Here is a 20,946-nt window from a genome sequence, read left to right as displayed (position 1 = left end):
CCCCGCCCGATATCTGTCCGATATCGAATGCCGCCTTCCATAGTCTTTGACTCTCGACCGCCGTCAGGTGACGGTGGACCCATGCGCAGGGGCGAGGACGAGACGACGACCGGTCGCACCGGTCACGGGCGGCACCGACGGGGCACGGCGGTGGCCGTCGTGCTGGCTCTGGTCCTCGCCGCCGGGACGGGGTGGTGGTGGCAGGACAGGCGCCGCAGCGCTGCAGCCGTCGGCGCGGCCCAGGAGCACGCCGAGCAGGTCGCGCAGGACCTCGCCGCCGGGCGACCCCCGTCGCTCGACGGCGCACCGTCCGAGGACGAGATGGGCGAGGTGCTCGAGGGGATGGGCGAGATCGCCCACACCGTGACCGCGGGCGAGGTCAGCCTCGACGACGACGCCCGACGAGGCACCGTCACCATCGAGCACACGTGGCGCATCCACGAGGACAAGCAGCCGTGGACCTACGAGACGACGCTGGCCGTGCGGCGTGACGGCGAGCGCTGGTCGGGCACCTGGGAGCCGGGTCTCCTCGCACCGGACCTCGAAGCAGGAGAGGGGCTGCAGGCGCGCCGGCTGAGCGCCGAGCGGGGCGAGGTCCTCGGCGACGGCGGACGGGCCCTGGTCGCCGACCGTGCGGTCGTACGCGTGGGTGTCGACCGCTCGCAGACGTCGTCCCTCGGCCAGGCGCGGCGCAGCGCACGCGAGGTCGCCGAGCTCGTCGACGTCGAGGTCGGACCCTTCGTCGACGCCGTCGAGGCCGCCGGACCGCAGGCCTTCGTCGAGGCGATCGTCCTGCGCGCCCAGGCTCCCGAGCTCGACGAGGTCTCGCGCGGCATCGCCGAGATCCCGGGCGCGCGGGGCGTCGAGGACACGATGCCGCTCGCGCCGACGAGCACCTTCGCCCGTGCGGTGCTCGGCAGCGTCGGTCCGGCGACGGCGGAGCAGGTGGAGGGGTCGAAGGGGGCGATCCGCGCCGGTGACGTCGTCGGCACGAGCGGGCTGCAGCTCGCCCAGGACGACCGCCTGCGCGGGACGGCCGGCTACGTCGTCGAGGCGGTCGACCTCGAGGGGTCGGCGGAGCCGCGCGAGCTGCGCTCGGTGCCGGCCGTCGACGGCCGGTCCGTGCGCACGACGCTGAGCCAGACCCATCAGGGGCAGGCCGAGGCGGTGCTCGAGGACATCGGGCCGCCGAGCGCGGTCGTCGCGATCCGTCCGTCGGACGGCCATGTCCTCGCCGCGGCGAGCGGGCCGGGCAGCGAGGGGACCTCGACGGCGACCCTCGGCCAGTACGCGCCCGGCTCGACCTTCAAGACCGTCACCGCGCTCGCGCTCCTGCGCAGCGGGATCACCCCGCAGACCCGCGTGCCCTGCACGACGACCACGACGGTCGAGGGGCGCTCCTTCACCAACTACGACGACTACCCGAGCAGCGCGACGGGTGACGTCCCCTTGGCCACGGCCTTCGCCAGCTCGTGCAACACGGCGCTCATCTCGCAGCGCGACCGTCTCGGCGACGGAGCGCTCGACGAGGCCGCCGAGGCGCTGGGTCTCACCCTCGACCCCTCCCTCGGCGTGCCGGCGGAGCTCGGTGACGTGCCCGACCCGAAGGCCGACGTCGACCTGGCTGCCGCGACCATCGGGCAGGGCACGGTCCTGGCGACCCCCACGGGCATGGCGACCGTCGCCGCCAGCGTGGCGAAGGGGGCAGCGGTCTCGCCGGTCCTCGTGCTCGACGGCGGGTCGCGCCGGCCCGCGAGTCCCGCGCGACCGCTCACGGCGGCCGAGAGCAAGCAGCTGAGGAGCCTCATGCGGGGCGTGGTCACGGACGGGTCGGCGCGCTTCCTCGCCGACGTGCCGGGCGGGCCCGTGCGAGCGAAGACCGGCACGGCCGAGTACGGCAGCGACGAGCCCCCGCGCACCCACGCGTGGATGATCGGCACCCAGGGCGACCTCGCGGTCGCGGTCTTCGTCGCGGACGGCCCCGGTGGCGCGTCGACAGCCGGCCCGGTCCTCGAGGACTACCTGCGCCGCCTCCAGCGGTGAGCGGGCGGCGGAGCGGTCTCCTCGCGCTGGCCGCCCCGGTGCTCGGCGTCGCGCTCGTCGCCGGGTGCTCGGCCCGGCAGGCCGAGGCGGACGCGAGGGCCGAGGAGGGTGTGGCCCAGGTCGTCGCGCTGCTCGAGAGGGTGCCGAGGCAGCAGTGGGCGCGCCCGTCGGCGACGGTCCGCGAACAGCTCGCCGCGAACGCTGTCTCCTACCGGGTGCTGGAGCTGGAGGCCGACGGGACGGTCGACCTCGCCGTGTGGCGCTTCGACTCCGGGGCGGACCCCTTCACGGACGACACCGTGCGCACGGGGGTGGCCTGCGCGCAGGTCGAGCCGGACGGCGTCTCCCGCACCACCGCCTGCCCGCCGCGCCTGGCGCCCGAGGCACCGGCGACCTCCGTCGACTGGTCCGACGCCTCGGCTGCGCACGACGCAGCGCTCGTCGACATCTCTGGTGCGCTGGACCGCACCCAGGAGGAGGTCCGGCGGGGGCGGGTCGTGGACCGCCGTCAGGCGGAGGAAGAGCTCACGCGCAGAGGTCTCGTCGTGCGGGTCCTGCCGAGCGACGACCCGACGACCCTGCGCGCGACGGTGCAGCGCACCGCGCGCTCCGAGCGGATGGGCGACACGAGCCGCTCGGTCTCGGCGACGTCCTGCACGACCGTCACCGTGTCCGTCGACCCGGCGGCGCCGTACTACAGCAGCGTCGACGGGCGGGCGTGCTCGCCCCGCTGAGGGGCACGCCCGTCCGCCGAGCCGTCGCGTCAGAAGAGGTGGACCATCCCGTAGCCGCTCGGGCCGAGGCGGACGGGCCCGGAGGTGTCGCCGTCGGAGGTGCCCCACCACGCGTGCAGCTCGCGACCCTCGAGACCGATGACGTCGGCCTGCCCGGTGGACGAGCCGTTGACGTCGCCCGGTGACGCGACGACCGAGTAGCGCTCCCAGCCCAGCGAGGTCCCCGAGAGCTGGCTCCACGTCGAGCCGGTCGAGCGCCACGCGCGCATCCGACCGCCGGTGGCGACCCCACGGATGTCGCCGCGTCCGTCGCCGTCGAGATCGGTCGTCGCGAGGATCGTCGGGTACCAGACGAAGGGCTTGCCCATCGTGCGGACCGTCGTGAGCCGACCGGAGTCGCTGATCGAGTGCAGGGTCGCACCGCCCCCGACGCTGCGCGTCACGACGTCGAGCGAGCCGTTGCCGTCGACGTCGGTGCCGCTCGCGATGCTCGTGTACGAGCCCCAGGACGTCGCGATCGTGCGGGGCGAGGCGTACCCGGTGCTGCCCGAGCTCATCGACAGCTGGAGGCGGCCGTCGCTGCGGCGCACGAGCAGGTCGGCGCGCTTGTCGCGGTTGAGGTCGCCCGCGCTGCCGTACCAGGTGGCGTCCTTCGGCCCGGTCTTGAGCCGGACCTTGTCGGCGAACGAGCCCCGCCCGTCGCCCCGGTAGAGGTACATCGTGCCGCTGGCGCTCGTGCCGACGAGATCGGCCCGCCCGTCGCCGTCGACGTCGCCGAAGGTCCCGCGGGCCGGGGGAGCCGGCGGCGGGGTCGAGGGGACGAGCCGGTCCTTGTACCTGTGGATGATCCGCGACACCCCCTCGATCGTCGTGATCTGGGTACCGAAGGCTCCCGGGTCGTCGTGCGTGAGCACGCCGATCGTGTAGTCCTGCCCGCTCGTGCTGTAGCCGATGCTGTTCACGTGCCAGCCGTCGGTGCGCGGGAGCCAGCCGTTCTTCAGCGCGACCGTCCCGGCCGGCGCGCCGGCGGTGACGCCCCAGTCCTGGTCGGAGGAGATGCTGCGCATCTGGGTCAGCCCGTAGTCGCGGTTGGTCTGCGACAGCACACCCGTCGCCCGGGCGAAGTGCTCCATGAGCCGGGCCTGGTCCTGCGGCACGGTCGAGGTCAGGCCCCACCGGCCGCCCGAGTCGGCGTAGGTCGCCGTCATCCCGAGCCGGGCCGAGGCGCGGTCGAGGGCGGCGCGGCCGCCGATGCTGTTGAAAAGATCCGTCGTCGCGCCGTTGTCGCTGTAGCGGATCATCGGGACGATCTTGCTCTTCTCCCAGTCGGTGAGGCCCCGCCCGGCGTCCTGCGCGCGCATCATCACCGCCGCCATGATCTCGGTCTTGACGATGCTCGCCGTGACGTTGCGGGCGTTCGTCTTCGTGTACGTGTAGACGCGCGACGTGCCGGGGATGCGCACGGCGACGCCGACCGCGCCCGGACGTCCCGCGAGGTAGGTGCGCAGCGTGTACTCGAAGGGGAAGTCGCCCGCCGCGGCCGTCGTCGTCTCGCCCGAGGCCTCGGCGCGGCGCGCCGCCGCCGTGTTCACCGAGTCCGCGTCGACGGTCACGGTGAAGGTCAGCCGGCCGGTCACGGAGGAGGAGGTCGCCCCCTTCGCCGCCTGGGTGGAGGGCAGGACCTGGCGAAGGGAGCCCGCGCTCACCGTCGAGCGGGCGGTGCAGGTGACCCCGTCGCCTGTGGGGGCGACGCTCACGGCGCGACCCGCGGCGTCGGTGCCGGTGAAGCCGGGACGACCGACGACGGTCAGCGGGCCCGAGGCGATCGCCGCGGTACCGCCGGAGGCGAGGTCACCGGTCACGGTGACCGTGTCCTCGCCGACGCCGTCGCAGACGACCTGGACGTCGACGGGGCCGGAGTCGGCGGCGCTCGCCGGTCCGGCGGTGCTCAGCGCGGTGGCGGCGACGGCCGCCCCCGCCACGGTCAGGCCGGCGCGGGACCGCCAGGTGCTTCGGACGGACATGGCGGATCTCCCTGCGCTCGCGACGTGGTCGGGCCCATCCTGGCACCGTCGTCGATCCCCGTCTCGGCGACCGCCCAGCCGCGCTCATTACAGTTGAGCCCATGTCCACCGCCCCGGGGCGCTCCCTCGCCCGGACGACGCTGACCCTCGGTCCCGCCCTCGTCCTCGCGCTCGCCGTCGTCGTGACGACCGTCATCGGCGTCCTCGTCGGCCGGGCCGCCGTGCCCTACGCCGCCGGCGACCCCGGTGCGCTGGTGCGCTGGGGGCTCCCGGTGCTCCAGGGCGTGCACGACCTCGCCGCCGCCGTCACCGTCGGCTTCCTGCTCCTCGGGGCCTTCGTGCTGCCCGAGACGACGCGCACCCGGCGCCGGTGGACCGCCGGCCGGGTCGCCGCGACCTCCGGCACGCTGTGGCTCGTCAGCCTCCTGCTGCTCATCGTCCTCACCTTCGCCGACCTCGCCGGGGTGCCGGTGGGCCAGCCCGGTTTCGCCACCCAGCTCGCGGCCGTCCTGTGGGACCTGCCCACGCTGCGGATGAACCTCATCAGCGCCGTCGTCGTGCTCGTCGTCGTCATGGCGTGCGCCGGGTCGGAGAGCAAGGCGGTCCTCGCGTGGGGCTGGGCCGGGTCGCTGCTCGCCCTGCTGCCGCTCGCGCTCACCGGCCACTCCTCGGCGGCGCTCGACCACATGAGCGGGGTCAACGCCCTGGCGATCCACCTCGTCTCGGCTACCGTGTGGGTCGGCGGGCTCGTCGCCCTCGCCTGCTTCCAGCGCGGGCTCGGAGCCCACCTCGGGCCGACCATCCGGCGCTACTCCGTCGTCGCCGGGTGGGGCTTCGCGGGGGTCATGGCCTCGGGCCTGCTCCTCGCGTGGACCAACATCGGGGCGCTGGAGAACCTCCTCAGCCGCTACGGCGCGCTCCTCGGGGTCAAGCTCGCGCTCGGCGTCGTCCTCGGCGGGTTCGGCTGGTGGCACCGACGGCGCTTCGTCCAGCAGCTCGACGAGGGCGGCACCCCGTCCTTCGCGCGCTTCGTGCTCGCCGAGCTCGTCGTCATGGGCTCCGCCTTCGGCATCGGTGCGGCGATCAGCCGCACCCCGTCGCCGACCAACGTCATCGTCACCCCGCCCGACACCGTCGTCTACGCGCTGTCGGGCTACCCCGACCCCGGCGCGCCGACGTCGTCGAGCTGGTTCACCGCGTGGCAGACCGAGTGGCTCTGGCTCACCGTCGCGCTCGTCGCGTGCGTCGTCTACGTGCGGTGGGTGCTGAGGCTGCGTCGTCGCGGCGACAGCTGGTCGCTGCTGCGCACGCTCTCGTGGGTCCTCGGCTGGGCGGTCTTCGTCTACGCGACGAGCGGGGCGCCCGGCGTCTACGGACGCGTCTCCTTCAGCTGGCACATGATCGAGCACATGACGGTGGCGATGGTCGTGCCGCTGCTCCTCGTGCCGGCCGCCCCGATCACCCTCGCCCTGCGGGCCCTGCCCGCCCGGCGGGACCGCACGCTCGGGCCGCGCGAGCTCGTCCTCGCGTCCGTGCACACGCCCTACCTGCGCGTCGTCGCCAACCCCGCCGTCGCCGCCGCGATCTTCTTCTTCAGCCTGGCGATCTTCTACTACAGCCCGCTCTTCGGGCTGTCGATGAGCACCCACACCGGGCACGTGCTGATGATGGTGCACTTCCTGCTCAGCGGGTACCTCTTCGTCTGGGTCCTCATCGGCGTCGACCCGGGCCCGACGCGCTGGTCGCCCCTCGCGCTGCTCGTCATCCTCTTCACGACGATCAGCTTCCACGCGTTCTTCGGCGTCATCCTCACCCAGAGCACGACGCTGCTCGCTCCGGACTTCTTCGGGGTGCTCGACCTGCCGTGGGTGCCCGACCCGGTCGCCGACCAGCGCACCGGCGGCGAGATCGCGTGGGGCGTCGGCGAGGCCCCGACCCTCGTCCTCGCCGTGGCGGTCGCCGTGCAGTGGATGCGCTCGGACGAGCGGGAGTCCCGTCGCCGCGACCGCTCGGCGGAGCGCGACGGTGACCGCGAGCTCGAGGCCTACAACGCCCACCTCGCCTCGCTCGGGCAGGGCGGCGCCGCGTCGGGTGCGGACCGCGAGCAGGTCCGCACCACGACGGAGCGCTAGGCGCCGATCAGGTGCAGCTGCTCCAGCTCGCGAGCGTGCTCTTGGGCGCCCACGTGCTGTTGCCCTTGTAGATCGCGCGGTAGCGGTAGCACTGCTTCGGCGAGACCGAGGTCTTCCACGTGTAGTACCCGTGGCGGTTGGTCTTCGCGGTGCCGGCCGGGGCGAAGGAGTTCGAGTAGGCCTTCGCCGACTCGATGGTGATGTTGGCCCCCCACAGCGGGCGGGTCGTGCTGCTCCACAGCTTCGTCGCACGCCCGTTGACCCGGGCCCCGGTGCCGTCGGCCTTGAGCGTCGCGCTGACCCGGACCTTCGTGCCGGCCTTCGCGGTCTGGCCGACCCAGTTGCTCTGGTCGGGGTAGTACCAGGAGTTGCCGGCGTACACGGCCCGGTAGGTCCGCGAGCGGTCGGCGGTGCGCACGAGGCGGAAGCTGCCCGACGAGCCGGTCTCGACGTTGGCCAGTCGGGTCCACGTCGTGGTGCCGGCCGGCTTGGACTCGAGCCGGATGACGCGGTTGGGCAGCGCGCGGTAGGTGTCGCGGTCGTACGCCTCCCCGCTCAGCTCGATCTGCTCGCCGGTGCCGGACCACAGGGGTTCGGCCCGCAGGATGACCTCGGAGTACTTCTTCGCGGCGGCGGGCGCGCTCGGCCCGCCGGGTGCAGCGCTCGCGGGGGCGGCGAGCGGCAGGGCGAGGGCCGAGGTGACGAGGGCGGTCAGGGGGAGTGCGGCGGTGCGTCGCATGATCGCGTCCATCTGCTCAGGGGGTGTGACGGGTGGGTCCAGTGTGACGTAGACCGATCGGCGCCTCAACGTCCGCCGCGGTGCGTCGGCGCGTCGGTAGAGTCGTCGCCGAAGACCTGAGTCGAAGGGGGAGCCATGCTCCAGGAGTCGTTGAGCACCACCGAGCTCGTCGTGTGGGGGCTCGTCATCCTCGCCCTCGCCGTGGTCATCCTCGTCGCCTTCGTCCTCGTCGAGCGCCCGCCCCGTCGGGGTCAGGTGCGGGTGCACCGCCGTCCCGAGGGCGACGTCCGCGACCCCCGTGGACGCTGGGACCGGGCCGAGCGCGTCGACCGCGAGCGCGACCGCACACGGCGCTGACCAGCCACGACGAAGGGGTACCCCGTAGCCCCCGCTGGACCTCGCGCAGCCCTACTGTCTGACTCCGAGACGCGGACCCTGCCGCGTCAGCACAGGAGGTACGCCATGTACATCGGACTCGGCATCGCGCTGCTCGTCATCGGGGCGATCCTCTCCTTCGCCATCGGGCCGGACGCCGTCGAGGGAGTCAACCTCGAGATGATCGGCTACATCTTCATGGCCGGTGGCGTCCTCGCCATCCTGCTCAGCCTCGTCCTGGGTCGTCCCCGCGGCCCGCGGGGCTACACCTCGCGTCGCGTGAGCCACACCGACCCGCGTACCGGCGAGGCCTACGACGAGGTCCAGGTGGACCCCGACCGCCGCTGAGCGACGGCACGGCGAAGGGGGCGTGGCCGGGCACCGGCCACGCCCCCTTCGCCGTGCCTGGGCTGGGCTGGGCTGACAAAACCCTGCCAGCAGGGTCTTGACGAGCCAGGACCCTCTCGAGACCCGGCTGGCTCGTCGAAGGGCAGCCAGCAGGGTTTTGTCGGCGATCGGTCAGGGGGTGCCGAGCAGGGCGCCGATCTGCGGGCTGCGGCGGCGGAAGCCGTCGAGCATCTCGCGGGCGGTCGTGACCGACGGCACGAGGGGGTGCAGGGCGAGCGCCTCGAGGGCGAGGGCGGGGGAGCGCTCGAGCGAGGCCCGGATCGTCAGCTGCTCGACCTCCTTGACCTGGGCCATGAGGCCGAGGCGGTGGCCGGTCGGCGCGGTGACGCGAAGGGGGTGCGGCCCGTCCGCGTCGACGCGGCAGGGGATCTCGACGACGGCCCCGACGGGCAGGCCGGGCACGGTGCCGTCGTTGCGCACGCCGAGGATGAGGTCGGCCGCCTCGCCGCGGCTGATCGCGGCCATGATCGCCAGGGCCACCCCTTCGTACCCGCCGCCCTCGATGTCGGCGGCGTCGCGGGCCTCGTCCTCCTCTCGGGCCTCGCGCATGTACGTCGCGTCGCGCTCCTCGCGCACCCGCCGCCACGTCGCGAGCGCGTCGTCGGGTCGCGCCGCGAGCTCGGCGTAGAAGGCGTCCTGCTGCTGCAGGAGGAACTCGCCGCGGGTCTGCTCGGCGTCGAGGATCGAGGCCACCGCGTCCCGGGTGAAGTAGTAGTAGTAGAGGTACTCGTTGGGGATCGTGCCGAGCGCGCCGAGCCACTCCGGCCCGAAGAGCCGGCCCTCCTCGATGGTCGCGAGCCGCTGCGGGTCGGCGACGAGGTCGGGCAGCAGGTCGGTGCCGTCGGTGCGCAGGCCCTGCAGCCAGCCGAGGTGGTTGAGCCCGACGTAGTCGACGTCGAGCGCCGTCGTCGTCGGGTCGACGCCGCACGCGCGGGCGGCGCGACGGGCGAGGGCGATGGGCGAGTCGCAGATGCCGACGACCCGGTCGCCGAGCACCGCCGACATCGCCTCGGTGACGATGCCAGCGGGGTTGGTGAAGTTGATCGTCCACGCGTCGGGCGCGAGCTCGCGGATGCGCTCGGCGATGTGCACGGCGACGGGGACGGTGCGCAGCGCGTAGGCGAGACCGCCCGGTCCGGTCGTCTCCTGGCCGAGCACCCCGCACGACAGCGGCACCCGCTCGTCGACAGTGCGCCCCTGCGTGCCCCCGACCCGGATCGCGGAGAAGACGAAGTCGGCCCCCGCGACCGCCTCGTCGAGGTCGGTGCTCGCCCGCACGCGCGGCGGGTCGTCGTGGTCGGCGCCCATCTGCTGCAGCACGCGCTCGATGCTCGCCAGCCGGGTCGCGTCGGTGTCGTGGAGGACGACCTCGCGCACCCGGTCGGGGTGGTCGTCGGTGAGGAGCGCCCCGTAGACGAGAGGGACGCGGAAGCCACCACCCCCGAGGATCGTCAGCTGCATGCCTGGCACCTTCCTCGCACGGACGTCACGACGAGCAGGCTAGTCGCGCCCCCTCGCGCGCCGGGCGGGGCCCGGCCCGGGGGCGCCGGTGCACAATGCACGGGTGACCGCACCTCCCTTCGACCCGCTCTCGCACCTGCGCGAGCCCGCCGACGCCCCGGCGGTCGAGCCCGAGGCCGACGTCCTGCTCTACGGGACCGTCTTCCTCGACCTCGTCCTCACCGGCATCGACGGGGGCGTGACGCCGGGTACCGAGGTGTGGGCGTCGGGGATGGGCTCCTCTCCCGGCGGCATCGCCAACCTCGCCGTCGCGACGTCACGGCTCGGCCTGCGCACGACGCTGGCCGCGGCCTTCGGCGACGACGCGTACGGCGACTTCTGCTGGCGCACCCTCGAGGAGCAGGAGGGCGTGGCCCTCACCCGCTCCCGCCGCTACCCGGACTGGCACACCCCGGTGACCGTCTCGCTCGCCGTCGACGGCGACCGCTCGATGATCAGCCATGGCCACCCGAGCCCCGAGCCCGCGAGCGCGCTCATCGGTGACCCGCCACGCACCCGGATCGCGCTGCTCGACCTGCACGCCGACGACCTCACCTGGACGACGAAGGCCCGTCAGCAGGGGGCGCTCCTCTTCGCCGACGCCGGGTGGGACGCGACCGGTGAGTGGTCGACCGAGCTGCTCGACCGGCTCGACGGCATCCACGCCTTCACCCCCAACGCCGTCGAGGCGATGGCGTACACGCGCTCGCGGACCCCGCACGAGGCGATGTACGCGCTCGCCGACCGCGTGCCGCTCGTCGTCGTCACGAACGGCGCCGAGGGCGCGCTGGCGATCGACTCCTCGACGGGCGAGGAGGAGCACGTCCCGGCGCTGCACGTCGAGGCCGTCGACGCGACCGGTGCGGGCGACGTCTTCCACGCCGCGATCGCCCTCGGCACCCTCGCCGGCTGGCCGCTGCGCGACCGGCTCGCCTTCGCCACGCTGTGCTCCGGGCTGGCCGTCCAGCACGTCGGCGGCTCGCTCGCCGCTCCCGGCTGGGGCGACATCGTCGACTGGTGGCGCCGGGTCAAGGCCGACCCCTCCGGCACCGCACGGTGCGCCTCGGTGCGCCGTCGCTTCGCCTTCCTCGACGAGATCGTCCCCGACGTCCCGCAGCACGCCGTGCGTCGCGCGCAGGCAACGATCGCGCGACAGTCCGATGTCTGAGGCACTCCGCCGGCCCGCACGAGGCAGGCTCCAGCTCAGCAGCACCGCACTCATCGAGGAGACACCATGACCCGCAGGTACACCACGGTCGCCGTCCTGGTCGGCGCCAGCCTGACCGCCGTCGCGTGCGCCCCTGGCGGCGGCTCCGGCGGCGAGGAGTCGGCGACGAGCAAGGCCGCCTCGGAGGTCGAGACCGACCCCGCCGCGATGGGCGACATCACCCTCACCGTCTGGGACCAGGAGGTCCGCGGCGGTCAGGACAAGCAGATGAAGGCGCTCAACGCAGCCTTCGAGAAGAAGTACCCGAACATCACCATCAAGCGGGTCTCGCGCTCCTTCGACGACCTGACGAAGACGCTGCGCCTGGCCCTCACCGGTGACGACGCCCCCGACGTCGTCCAGGCCAACAACACGCGCTCGCAGATGGGCCAGTTCGTGGGGGCCAAGCAGATCATCAACCTCGACCCCTACGCCGAGGCGTACGGCTGGCGCGACCGCTACCCGGAGTCGGTGCAGTCCGTCGTCTCCTACTCCCCGGACGCGAAGACCTTCGGCGAGGGCAGCATCTTCGGCCTGCCGCAGGTCGGCGAGGTCGTCGGCATCTTCTACGACAAGAAGATGATGGAGGACCTCGGCATCGAGCAGCCGAAGACCTGGGCGCAGTTCGAGGAGGCGCTCGCGACGGCCAAGGAGGCCGGCGAGACCCCGCTCGTGCTCGGCAACATCGAGAAGTGGCCGGCGGTGCACGTCTTCGGCGCGCTCCAGGGTCGCTACACCGACGCCGAGACCATCCGCACGCTCGGCTACGGCCGGCCCGGCGCGAGCTGGACCGACGAGGGCAACGAGCAGACCGGCGCCACGCTCGTCGACTGGGTCGACAAGGGCTACTTCAACGAGGGCTTCAACGGCGAGGGCTACGACGCCGCCTGGCAGTCCTTCAGCAAGGGCGACGGCCTCTTCCTCATCGCCGGCTCCTGGCTGCAGTCCGACCTCTACGCCGCGATGAAGGACGACGTCGGCTTCATGCTCCCGCCGGTGGAGAAGGAGGGCGACACCCCCGTGACGACCGGTGGCTCCGGGCTCCCCTTCGCCGTCACCTCGAAGGCCGAGAACCCCGACGCCGCTGCCGCGTACATCGACTTCATCACCAACGACGACGCGATGGACGTCCTCGCCGAGAACGGCAACATGCCGGTCGTCGGGACCGCCGAGCGCAAGGCGGCCGACCCTCTCGGCGACGAGATCTTCGCCGCCTTCGGCGAGGTCAGCGAGAAGGACGGGCTCACCCCCTACCTCGACTGGGCCACCCCGACGATGGGCGACACCATGGGCGCCGGGCTGCAGGACATGCTCGCCGGCAAGAAGGACCCCAAGGCCGCGATGGAGACCATCGAGGCCGACTACGCCGAGTTCACCAAGGAGTAGGCGGCAGGTGGCGGCGCAGAAGGTACGGCAGCACGGCCCTCCCGGTGAGCCCCGGAGGGTGGCCTGGCTGTACCTCCTGCCCGCCCTGCTCGTCTACGGGGCCTTCGCCCTCTACCCGCTGCTGCGGGCCGGCTGGATCTCGCTCTACGACTGGGACGGGCTGTCCGTCGGGTCGTGGGCGGGCCTGTCGAACTACACCGAGGTCCTCACCGACGAGCGGCTGCGCGCGGCTCTGCTCCACGCGCTCGTGCTCATGGTCTTCTACGCCGTGCTGCCGCTGCTCATCGGCCTCGTGCTCGCGGGCATCATGCACCGCTCGCGGGTGCGGGGGCTGGGCTTCTTCCGCACCGTGGTCTTCCTGCCGCAGGTCGTCGCGATGGTCGTCATCGCGGTCGCGTGGCGCCGGGTCTACGCCTCCGAGGGCTCGCTGAACTCGTTGCTCTCGGCGATCGGCCTGGACTCGCTGACCCGCGGCTGGCTCGGCGACTACACCTTCGCCCTGCCCTCGGTCGGCGTCATCGGCACGTGGTTCGAGACGGGTCTGGTCACCGTGCTCCTCCTCGCGGGGCTGAGCCAGGTGCCCAAGGACCTCTACGAGGCCGCGCGCCTCGACGGCGCCGGCCCGATCCGCGAGTTCCTGGCGGTGTCGCTGCCCTCGATCCGCGGCGAGATCGCCGTCGCCCTCACCCTCACCGTCATCGCGTCGCTGAAGACCTTCGACCTCATCTTCATGACGACGAAGGGGGGACCGGGCCACTCGACGACGGTGCCGAGCTACGAGGTCTACCGGCAGGGCTTCGAGCAGGGGGCGGTCGGGCTGGCGAGCGCGGTCGGCGTCGTGCTCACCCTCATCATCTTCGCCATCAGCTTCGTCATCACCCGGCTCGGTGACCGCGCATGAGGGTGCGGGCCCGCGAGACCCTCGGCAGCTACGTCGTCCTCGTCGTCTTCGCGCTCTTCGCGATCGCGCCGCTCGCCGGCATCGTCGGGGCGGCGCTGCAGACCGACTCCGGGGCGCCGGGCGGTCTGGCCAACTTCGGCGAGGCGTGGCGGGTGGGGCGCTTCGGCACCTACCTGCGCAACTCGGTGCTCGTCTCGGTCTTCGTCGTCTCCGTGAGCACGGTCCTGTCGATCCTCGCCGGGTACGCGCTGGGGACGATGCGCTTCCGCGGCTCGACAGTGATCTTCTACGTCATGCTCGTCGGCATCATGATGCCGGCGGAGGCGATCGTCGTGCCGCTCTTCTACGACCTGCGCACGATCGGTCTCACCGACACCTTCTGGGCCGTGACCCTGCCCCAGGTCGCGCAGTCGGTGGCCTTCGGCACCTTCTGGATGCGCTCGTTCTTCCGCTCCACCAACCGCTCGCTCATCGAGGCGGCCCGCCTCGACGGGGCGGGGCACATGCGCATCCTGTGGCAGGTGCTGGTGCCGCTCGCCCGTCCGGCGATCATCACCCTCGTCGTGCTCACCTTCATGTGGACGTGGAACGAGTTCCTCATCCCGCTCGTCATGGCCCCGACGAACGAGGCGATCCGAACCGCACCGCTGGGCCTGGGCTTCTTCTCCGGGCAGTACACGCAGGGCTTCGCGCTGCTCGCGGCGGGCGCGACGATCATCGCCGTGCCGGTCGTCGTCGTGTACCTCTTCCTGCAGCGGCACTTCATCGCCGGGATGCTCGAGGGCGCCGTCAAGGACTGAGGGGTCGAGGACGCAGCAGAGCCCGGCGGCCAGGCCGCCGGGCTCGTGTCTTCCCCGGACCGAAGGGGGCCGGGGTCCCCCTTCGCTCAGTCCTGCGGTCGCAGCGCCCGGTGCACGGCCTCGACGCGGAGCAGCTCGATGCGCTCCTCCTGGTCGAGCGCCCGCTCGAGTAGCGTCGTGACGTGCCGCTGGTCGAGGCGGGGGTCGGAGAGCTCCTGCAGCGTGCGGAAGCCGAGGATGCGGGCGTTCGTCGCGGCCTTCATCGCCTCGAGCTCGATGACGTCGGTGAGCGGCGAGCGTCTGAGCAGGGTGCCGGCGGGGTGGAGCCGGCCGAGCTGCTGACCGATGCGGGTGATCGTCTCCTGCACCTGCGGCTGGGTGACGCCGACACTCTTGGCGATGTCGAGCAGGCCGCGGCGGTCGGCGGCGACGTCGTCGGCGAGGCGGACGACCTCGTCTCGGGCGAAGGCGGGGATGCTGCCGGCGACGCGGCGGAAGAGGTCGACACCGCCGGCCGACGCGGCGAGGTGCCGGCGCAGGTAGACCTTCAGCAGCTCGTCGGGGTCGGGACGGGCCTCGGACGTGTCGTCGGTGCTCATCGCCCCACTCTGCCGCGCGCACCTGCGCCCGTCACCACCCCCGAGGGTGCGCTCAGCCGGTGACGTCGTCCCCGGCGAGGATGGGACGGGCGATATGCGGGTCGGCGAGCAGCTCGCCCATCGTGCGCGCCGGGCCGGACTCGACGGCGGCGTCCAGCCGGTCGGGGTCGACGAGGTGGGCCCGCAGGAGCTGGTCGTCGAAGAGCTGGACCATCGTCCCGACGGGCAGCGCGAGGTAGGGCGCGAGCCACCGGGCGTAGGAGTGCACCTCTCCGGCGTCGACGTTCAGCACTGCTCGCTGGTCTTCGGTGAGCTCCGTGCTGGCGTTGGCCCACACGAACCACCCCGAGCGCCGGGTGCCGTCGTCGAGCCGGTCGGCGTCGCCGAGGGCCATGCGGTCGAGGACGACCCCGATGCGCTGCCCGTCGGCGAGGGCGTCGACGACCGCACGCTGGATGCCGATGGTGTCGTCGACGTGGGTGGGCTCTGCCGCGACGCCCGCCCGGCCGACGAGGGTCTGCTGCTGCACGTGGGCGAAGACGGCCTCGGTGAGGTCGACGGTCGTGCCGGAGCGATAGGCCAGCGGGTGCGAGAAGTCCGGTGACGTCACGTCGAGCACGTCCGGCTCGGCCTGCTCGAGCCGGTAGGTGACGTAGTCGGTCTGCAGGGCGGCGCCAGGCACGAGACGCTCGCGGCCGCCCGCGGCCGCGGTCCTCAGCAGGGTGCGGGCGACCTCGACGAGAGCAGGGGCGATGGTGGCCCGCACCGTGAGCCCGTCGACGTGCTCCTCGACGGTCACCCGCTCGCCGGCGGCGAAGGGGGTGCCCCCCGTCGTCGTGCGACGCGGAGCCTCTCCGGCGGTGACCTCGAGGACGCGGGTGGTCGTGAGGCGGGCGGTGGTGCCGACGGGCAGGGGGAGGAGGGCGACGACCGCGGGGGCTCCACGGACGAGGAGCCCGGCGAGGACGTCGCTCTCGCGCCGGCCGATGAGGCCGGCCTTCGTGGCGGTGCTCAGGTGCCAGCCCGAGCTGCTCTTCGAGGTCGGCGCGCGACGGGTGAGGACGAGCTCGTCGTCGCCGCCGGACTCGACGACCTTGAGCGCGGCACGGGTGCACATGACGCCTGAGGAGAGGTCGACGACGTCGCCGTCGACGTCGAGCTGGCGCAGGACGTCGTCGTGCATGGCCTCGACCCACAGCGCGGTGGTGAGGTCGTCGGTCGTGTCCTCGGTGAGGTCGGGGTCAGGGCTGAGATAGCTCGGGGCCTGGATCGTCATCCGGCCGGGGGAGGACTGCCGCAGCTGCCACATGCTGAAGCCCACCATCGTGCGCAGGCCGTCGTGGTGCTGGCCGTCCTCGTGGTAGCGCATGAAGCGCTCGACGACCGGGGCCGCGTACGACGCGACGCTCGGCGCGCAGCAGAGGTCGAGGGCGAAGCCCCCGAGGTCGACCGGTGCCTGCAGGACGGGAGCGTCGACGGGGTGGGGCGGCAGCTCGAGCTCAGTCATGCGGCGACGCTAGTGACGGGTCCGACGCCGGCGACACCCACGGAATCCGTGGAATCGACCGGTGCCGAAGGGGGATCCGCTCACCCCGCCGGGTCGGCCTGCAGCCTGTTCTTCGCCTCGACGACCTCGTAGGTCGCGGCCGGCTCGTCCTGGAGGTCGGCGACGGTCTCGATGTCCTGCCAGGCCCCGCCGTCGACCCGGTAGCTGCCGGTGAGCCGGGCGTCGACCCTCACGTCGACCGACCCGGTGTCGCGGTAGGCGTGGGTGATGTCGCCGTCGGGGTAGCCACCCCCGGTCGACGTCGTCCACCCGCTCGACGCGCCGTCGCCGTAGCTGAAGCGGTAGTCGCGAGCCTCGACCGCGAACTCGACGCTCCACGACAGGAGCTGGACCTTCGCGCTCGTCTCGCCGGGGGAGAGGCAGGCGCCATCGGGCCAGCCGGCCTCGTAGTAGGTGGCGAGGTTGACCACCGTCTTGCCCCCGACGGGCTGCATGCTCGGGCTGGGCTTGCAGAAGGGCAGCTCGCGGAAGGCCTGCTGGATCTGCCCGAAGGTGGGCACGGGTGGAGCGGCTGGCGCGGCAGCAGGCGCGGGCCCAACTCCTGCAGAGGGAGGACCTCCCCCGCACACGTAACCCACGAAAGCGCCACCGTTATCGGTAATCACCGCAGCCGTGGCGCCTGAGCAGGCTGCTTGCGCCACTCTGCAGCGCTCGTCGCTGGCACTCGACGAACACGACGTTGTTTGAGATTTTCGTTCTGTCGCGCCTGTCCCAACTGGCGATGTGTCAGATGTCGTCGCCGAGTCCCGTCCCTTAGCCGTCCCCGGACTGGTGTTTGGTCCCCGCGAGATCTCGGCTCCGGCCCCGAAGAAGTCCTCGGTGAACTCAGGAATGACCGGGTCGGGTGGCCCCGACTCGGTGTGCGCGCTCGTGACCCCTGTCGCACTTCCGGGTGACCCCAGCGCCGCTCCGCGAGTAGGGGAGACGGAGGCGTCAGCCTCCGCAACTGTTGCAAGCGTCAGGAGCGCAGCGACGACTAGTGACCAGATCGTCCGCGCACGCACCCGCTTCATCATCGGAGCAGCGTCCACTTCTGGGCTTTCCACGTTTCGCCGTCATGGCGAACTTCCAAGATCAGTTTCGAGGCGTCGCCCTTGATGCGTGCCCGTGGCTCGCCATTCTTCTCAAGTGTGTAGTCGTCGAAGGCAACATCGAGCTTGACGAAACTTCTGCCCTTAGCGAACTCTGAGCTCTCCATCTTGACGGTGTAGGGATTGCTGGCTGGCACTCCGTATTTGTCTGCCTTCGCCTGGACGGCGTCCAACGAGTCGCGGCACATAGAACAAGCTCTCGTCGAGTACTTCCGGGGTACCGTGGTGTCACCGACGGTGACCGATTCAGCCAGTGCCTCCCAGTACCACTTGGCGAATGCCTCAGCGCCGGCCTGCGAGTCTGGGCGCGCTTGTACGGGGGGTGCAGTCGACTGCACCGTGCGGGCCGTGGGTCTCCCCGAGCTCGTCGTCGACCCGCCGCTGCTCGAGGGAGTCGACGGGGTCGAGGACGACGCGCTCGTCGGGGTGGCGATGCTCGTCGACGACGTCTCGGGGTCATTCCCGCCCCCGGTGCAACCGGCGAGCGTGACGGCCCCCGCCGCCAGCAGTCCCAGGGTGCGTGTGCCCATGCGTCCGAGCCCCTCCCTCGCGGCGACCGACCCGCCCGGACGCCTCATCGCTGCCGTCCAAGTTAGCGAAGCAGCGGCCCGGCGCCACCGGACGATCCACAGGCGGCTCAGCCGACGAGGTCGCGCAGGATCCGCTCGAGGTGAGCTCGGTCCCCCTTCGACAGGCCGGCGAAGATCTCCCGGCTGGCCGCCCGCCTCACCTGCTCGACCTCGGCGGCCATCGTCCGACCCGCGGCGGTGACGTCGATGACGGTGGCGCGGCGGTCTGCGGGGTCGGGGGAGCGCTCGACCCAGCCGGACTCCGTGAGGTGGTCGACGACGTCGGTCACCGTGCGCGGCGCGACGTGCAAGGCCTCGGCGAGCTGACCGAGCCGCATGGGGCCGTCCCGCTCGACGACCCTCAGCGCTCGTGCGTGGTGAGGCGTGATGCCCAGCGGTGTGAGCGCATGAGCCGTGCCCCTGCGCAGCCGCCGGGTGACGGCGAGCATGAGCTCGCCGAGCCCGTCCGCCGCGGGGGGTGTCATCGCCATGCGGGAATGCTATCGACACCCCTGTGGTTACCTCATACTGAGTCAACCTCAGCAATCGAAGGAGGGCGCCCATGACAGACGCACCCACCCCCCACGTCGGCGGCCGCGGCCCCGGCGGTCCGCGCCGCATCTCGAAGGAAGACCGCGCTCAGCTCGAGGCGCGCCCCGTCCCCTTCGCCCGGGTCGCCGCGCTCTTCGGCCCCCACCGACGCACGCTCGGCGTCGTCGTCGCGATCATCGTCGCGACCTCCGTCGTCTCCATGGCCTCGCCCTTCCTCGTGCGCGAGGTCGTCGACGTCGCCATCCCGCAGCAGGACGTCTCGCTCCTGCTCTGGGTCGTCGGCGGCATGGTCGCCGTCGCCGTCGTCACCTCGCTGCTCGGTGTCGTCCAGACGTGGATGTCGGCCCAGGTGGGCCAACGCGTCATGCACGGGCTGCGCACCCAGCTCTTCGGCCATCTCCAGCGCCAGTCGCTCGGCTTCTTCACGCGCTCTCGGGCCGGCGAGGTCCAGTCGCGCCTCATCAACGACGTCGGGGGCATGCAGGGCGTCGTCACGACGACGGCCACCTCGATCGCCAGCAACCTCACGACAGCCGTGGCGACCGCGGTGGCGATGGTCGCCCTGTCGTGGCGGCTCTCCCTCATCTCGCTCGTCGTCGTCCCACCGGCCATCTGGCTCACGCGCAAGGTCGCGCTGCTGCGCCGCGAGATCACGGCCCGCCAGCAGTCCGCGCTGGCGGACCTGCACGTGCGCATCGAGGAAGGGCTGTCGATCAGCGGCATCCGTCTCGCGAAGACGATGGGGACGACCCGTCGCGACTCGCAGCGCTTCGCCCAGGTGAGCCACGACCTCATCGACCTCGAGCTGCGCAGCCAGCTCGCCGGACGCTGGCGGATGGCGACGACGCAGGTCGTCTTCGCTGCGGTCCCGGCCGCCATCTACCTCGCCGCCGGCCTCCCGGCCACCTCCGGGGGGATGACGATCGGCACCCTCATCGCCTTCACCACGCTGCAGGCCGGGATCTTCCGTCCGCTCATGGGTCTGCTCAACGTGGGCGCCCAGTGGGTCAGCTCGATGGCGCTCTTCAGCCGGGTCTTCGAGTACCTCGACCTCGAGCCGGAGATCACGGCACCGGAGCACCCGGTTCGCCTCGACCTCGAGGCGGTCCGTGGTGAGGTCCGGCTCGAAGGGGTGAGCTTCCGCTACACGGGGGCGGAGAGGGACGCGCTGCACGAGGTGTCTCTCGACGTGCCGGCCGGCACCTCGCTCGCCCTCGTCGGGCACACCGGGTCGGGCAAGTCCACGCTCGCCGCGCTCGTCTCGCGTCTGTACGACCCCACGCAGGGGCGGGTGACCGTCGACGGGGTGGACATCAGGGACCTCGACCCCGAGGACCTCGCGTCGGTGGTCGGGGTCGTCAGCCAGGAGACCTACCTCGTCCACGCGTCGATCCGCGAGAACCTCCTGCTCGCCCGACCCGACGCCGACGAGGCCTGGCTGTGGCAGTCGCTCGCTGCGGCCCAGGTGGCCGACCTCGTCGCGAGCCTCCCCGACGGGCTGGACACCGTGGTGGGCTCACGGGGCTACCGCTTCTCCGGGGGAGAGCAGCAGCGCATCGCCATCGCACGCACTCTCCTGCGCGACCCGAGGGTCCTCGTGCTCGACGAGGCGACCAGTGCGCTCGACAACGAGACCGAGCGCGAGCTGCAGGCGGCGATCGAGACCCTGGCGAAGGGGCGCACGACGATCACCATCGCCCACAGGCTCTCGACGGTCGAGGGAGCCGACCAGATCGTCGTCCTCGACGGCGGGGTGGTGGCCGAGCAGGGGACGCACGACGAGCTCCTCCAGCAGGCCGGCGCCTACGCAGGACTGGCCCTCGCGGCCTGACCTGGCGGGGCCGAAGGGGGCGGGCGGCCCTGCGCCGCAGCCGAGTTGGAGGTTGCCCAGATCGGGTGCTACCTTTGCGGAGCACACCGCAGAGATCCAAGCGCGATGCAGTTCGGCCGCTCCAAGAGCGGATCACGGATTTGTCGCCCAAGCTGAGATGCGGTAGGCTGGAGAAGTTGCCCCGGAGCTTCGCACGAGAGTGTTGAGTGATGGTGCGCGTCCGAACCTTGAGAACTCAACAGCGTGTCAAAAATCGATGCCAATACCTCGTCTTCTGAGGTGCGGCACATCCTCCTTCTGTTGGGTGTGTGGTGCTGATGAAACGATATTTTAATCCTTTGGTTGACAATGATCATCTAGTATTTTTGCTAGTTGTTCTTGCTCAGCTGGGACGACAACCCTTTGTGGGTATCAGTATTTCACCGCGGTCCTTTTGGGGTTGTGGTGGGAGTTGAACATCAACGGAGAGTTTGATCCTGGCTCAGGAC

At 71.9% G+C, this 20,946-nt stretch carries 18 protein-coding genes; 10 read left to right on the top strand and 8 right to left on the bottom strand.

What is annotated here, in order from left to right:
* The first annotated feature begins 81 nt into the window (after nt 1-81).
* Together ABIB53_RS15540 and ABIB53_RS15535 are read left to right on the top strand one after the other, a co-directional pair.
* Nucleotides 82-2,043: a penicillin-binding transpeptidase domain-containing protein gene (locus tag ABIB53_RS15540; RefSeq protein ID WP_354588835.1), complete on the top strand. Its 1,962-nt coding sequence runs from the start codon at nt 82-84 to the stop codon at nt 2,041-2,043.
* Nucleotides 2,040-2,777 (top strand): hypothetical protein, encoded by a 738-nt coding sequence (locus ABIB53_RS15535; RefSeq protein ID WP_354588834.1) that lies wholly within the window; start codon nt 2,040-2,042, stop codon nt 2,775-2,777. The genes ABIB53_RS15540 and ABIB53_RS15535 overlap by 4 nt, the downstream gene beginning before the upstream one ends.
* Before the next feature lie 29 nt (nt 2,778-2,806).
* On the opposite strand, the gene ABIB53_RS15530 is transcribed toward ABIB53_RS15535, so the two are convergent.
* Entirely contained in the window at nt 2,807-4,801 is a 1,995-nt protein-coding gene (locus ABIB53_RS15530; protein WP_354588833.1) for an FG-GAP-like repeat-containing protein, read from the bottom strand.
* 101 nt (nt 4,802-4,902) lie between these two features.
* On the opposite strand from ABIB53_RS15530, the gene ABIB53_RS15525 reads away from it, so the two are divergent.
* Nucleotides 4,903-6,933, top strand: coding sequence for a bifunctional copper resistance protein CopD/cytochrome c oxidase assembly protein (locus ABIB53_RS15525; RefSeq protein WP_354588832.1), 2,031 nt, complete (start codon nt 4,903-4,905; stop codon nt 6,931-6,933).
* Between the two features lie 7 nt (nt 6,934-6,940).
* Here ABIB53_RS15525 and ABIB53_RS15520 read toward each other — a convergent pair whose 3' ends face one another.
* Nucleotides 6,941-7,672: a hypothetical protein gene (locus tag ABIB53_RS15520; protein WP_354588831.1), complete on the bottom strand. Its 732-nt coding sequence runs from the start codon at nt 7,670-7,672 to the stop codon at nt 6,941-6,943.
* A 135-nt stretch (nt 7,673-7,807) separates the two neighbouring features.
* Here ABIB53_RS15520 and ABIB53_RS15515 point away from each other — a divergent pair, with 135 nt between their 5' ends.
* Nucleotides 7,808-8,029, top strand: a complete 222-nt coding sequence (locus ABIB53_RS15515) for a hypothetical protein (RefSeq protein WP_123092410.1) — start codon at nt 7,808-7,810, stop codon at nt 8,027-8,029.
* 105 nt (nt 8,030-8,134) lie between these two features.
* Nucleotides 8,135-8,395 (top strand): DUF6458 family protein, encoded by a 261-nt coding sequence (locus tag ABIB53_RS15510; protein ID WP_354588830.1) that lies wholly within the window; start codon nt 8,135-8,137, stop codon nt 8,393-8,395.
* A 171-nt stretch (nt 8,396-8,566) separates the two neighbouring features.
* On the opposite strand, the gene ABIB53_RS15505 is transcribed toward ABIB53_RS15510, so the two are convergent.
* A complete protein-coding gene (locus ABIB53_RS15505) occupies nt 8,567-9,916 on the bottom strand; it encodes a 6-phospho-beta-glucosidase (RefSeq protein WP_354588829.1) in 1,350 nt (449 codons plus the stop codon).
* A gap of 103 nt (nt 9,917-10,019) precedes the next feature.
* On the opposite strand from ABIB53_RS15505, the gene ABIB53_RS15500 reads away from it, so the two are divergent.
* The 4 genes from ABIB53_RS15500 to ABIB53_RS15485 all read left to right on the top strand — a co-directional run bounded on the left by ABIB53_RS15500 (nt 10,020) and on the right by ABIB53_RS15485 (nt 14,249).
* Entirely contained in the window at nt 10,020-11,123 is a 1,104-nt protein-coding gene (locus ABIB53_RS15500; RefSeq protein ID WP_354588828.1) for a carbohydrate kinase family protein, read from the top strand.
* A gap of 66 nt (nt 11,124-11,189) precedes the next feature.
* Nucleotides 11,190-12,548, top strand: coding sequence for an extracellular solute-binding protein (locus ABIB53_RS15495; RefSeq protein WP_354588827.1), 1,359 nt, complete (start codon nt 11,190-11,192; stop codon nt 12,546-12,548).
* Nucleotides 12,549-12,606: 58 nt separating this feature from the next.
* Nucleotides 12,607-13,449, top strand: a complete 843-nt coding sequence (locus ABIB53_RS15490) for a carbohydrate ABC transporter permease (RefSeq protein WP_191681497.1) — start codon at nt 12,607-12,609, stop codon at nt 13,447-13,449.
* Nucleotides 13,446-14,249 carry a carbohydrate ABC transporter permease gene (locus ABIB53_RS15485; RefSeq protein ID WP_354588826.1) on the top strand — a complete coding sequence of 268 codons (804 nt, stop codon included), beginning with the start codon at nt 13,446-13,448 and terminating at the stop codon, nt 14,247-14,249. Before ABIB53_RS15490 ends, ABIB53_RS15485 begins: the two co-directional genes overlap by 4 nt.
* Before the next feature lie 86 nt (nt 14,250-14,335).
* Here ABIB53_RS15485 and ABIB53_RS15480 read toward each other — a convergent pair whose 3' ends face one another.
* From ABIB53_RS15480 to ABIB53_RS15460, 5 genes are all read right to left on the bottom strand, one after another.
* A complete protein-coding gene (locus ABIB53_RS15480; protein ID WP_354588825.1) occupies nt 14,336-14,848 on the bottom strand; it encodes a hypothetical protein in 513 nt (170 codons plus the stop codon).
* Between the two features lie 52 nt (nt 14,849-14,900).
* Nucleotides 14,901-16,355 carry a hypothetical protein gene (locus ABIB53_RS15475; protein WP_354588824.1) on the bottom strand — a complete coding sequence of 485 codons (1,455 nt, stop codon included), beginning with the start codon at nt 16,353-16,355 and terminating at the stop codon, nt 14,901-14,903.
* A gap of 80 nt (nt 16,356-16,435) precedes the next feature.
* A complete protein-coding gene (locus tag ABIB53_RS15470; RefSeq protein ID WP_354588823.1) occupies nt 16,436-16,915 on the bottom strand; it encodes a hypothetical protein in 480 nt (159 codons plus the stop codon).
* Between the two features lie 512 nt (nt 16,916-17,427).
* Nucleotides 17,428-18,036, bottom strand: a complete 609-nt coding sequence (locus ABIB53_RS15465; RefSeq protein WP_354588822.1) for a hypothetical protein — start codon at nt 18,034-18,036, stop codon at nt 17,428-17,430.
* 107 nt (nt 18,037-18,143) lie between these two features.
* Nucleotides 18,144-18,566, bottom strand: coding sequence for a MarR family winged helix-turn-helix transcriptional regulator (locus ABIB53_RS15460; RefSeq protein ID WP_354588821.1), 423 nt, complete (start codon nt 18,564-18,566; stop codon nt 18,144-18,146).
* A 71-nt stretch (nt 18,567-18,637) separates the two neighbouring features.
* On the opposite strand from ABIB53_RS15460, the gene ABIB53_RS15455 reads away from it, so the two are divergent.
* Entirely contained in the window at nt 18,638-20,458 is a 1,821-nt protein-coding gene (locus ABIB53_RS15455; protein WP_354588820.1) for an ABC transporter ATP-binding protein, read from the top strand.
* Nucleotides 20,459-20,946 lie beyond the last annotated feature (488 nt).

The sequence above is a fragment of the Janibacter sp. UYMM211 genome, from assembly GCF_040547045.1.
Taxonomy (GTDB): domain Bacteria; phylum Actinomycetota; class Actinomycetes; order Actinomycetales; family Dermatophilaceae; genus Marihabitans; species Marihabitans melonis.
The sequence above is the reverse complement of the archived record's forward strand: the minus strand, read 5'-3'. Positions and strand labels throughout refer to the sequence as shown.

Excerpts from the sequence above, each read along its gene's own strand:
- ABIB53_RS15485 (WP_354588826.1), top strand. The coding sequence starts at position 13,446 with ATGAGGGTGCGGGCCCGCGAGACCCTCGGCAGCTACGTCGTCCTCGTC.
- ABIB53_RS15525 (WP_354588832.1), top strand. The coding sequence starts at position 4,903 with ATGTCCACCGCCCCGGGGCGCTCCCTCGCCCGGACGACGCTGACCCTC.
- ABIB53_RS15510 (WP_354588830.1), top strand. The coding sequence starts at position 8,135 with ATGTACATCGGACTCGGCATCGCGCTGCTCGTCATCGGGGCGATCCTC.
- ABIB53_RS15530 (WP_354588833.1), bottom strand. The coding sequence starts at position 4,801 with ATGTCCGTCCGAAGCACCTGGCGGTCCCGCGCCGGCCTGACCGTGGCG.
- ABIB53_RS15520 (WP_354588831.1), bottom strand. The coding sequence starts at position 7,672 with ATGCGACGCACCGCCGCACTCCCCCTGACCGCCCTCGTCACCTCGGCC.
- ABIB53_RS15465 (WP_354588822.1), bottom strand. The coding sequence starts at position 18,036 with ATGGGCACACGCACCCTGGGACTGCTGGCGGCGGGGGCCGTCACGCTC.
- ABIB53_RS15460 (WP_354588821.1), bottom strand. The coding sequence starts at position 18,566 with ATGGCGATGACACCCCCCGCGGCGGACGGGCTCGGCGAGCTCATGCTC.
- ABIB53_RS15495 (WP_354588827.1), top strand. The coding sequence starts at position 11,190 with ATGACCCGCAGGTACACCACGGTCGCCGTCCTGGTCGGCGCCAGCCTG.
- ABIB53_RS15540 (WP_354588835.1), top strand. The coding sequence starts at position 82 with ATGCGCAGGGGCGAGGACGAGACGACGACCGGTCGCACCGGTCACGGG.
- ABIB53_RS15475 (WP_354588824.1), bottom strand. The coding sequence starts at position 16,355 with ATGACTGAGCTCGAGCTGCCGCCCCACCCCGTCGACGCTCCCGTCCTG.
- ABIB53_RS15505 (WP_354588829.1), bottom strand. The coding sequence starts at position 9,916 with ATGCAGCTGACGATCCTCGGGGGTGGTGGCTTCCGCGTCCCTCTCGTC.
- ABIB53_RS15455 (WP_354588820.1), top strand. The coding sequence starts at position 18,638 with ATGACAGACGCACCCACCCCCCACGTCGGCGGCCGCGGCCCCGGCGGT.
- ABIB53_RS15480 (WP_354588825.1), bottom strand. The coding sequence starts at position 14,848 with ATGAGCACCGACGACACGTCCGAGGCCCGTCCCGACCCCGACGAGCTG.
- ABIB53_RS15515 (WP_123092410.1), top strand. The coding sequence starts at position 7,808 with ATGCTCCAGGAGTCGTTGAGCACCACCGAGCTCGTCGTGTGGGGGCTC.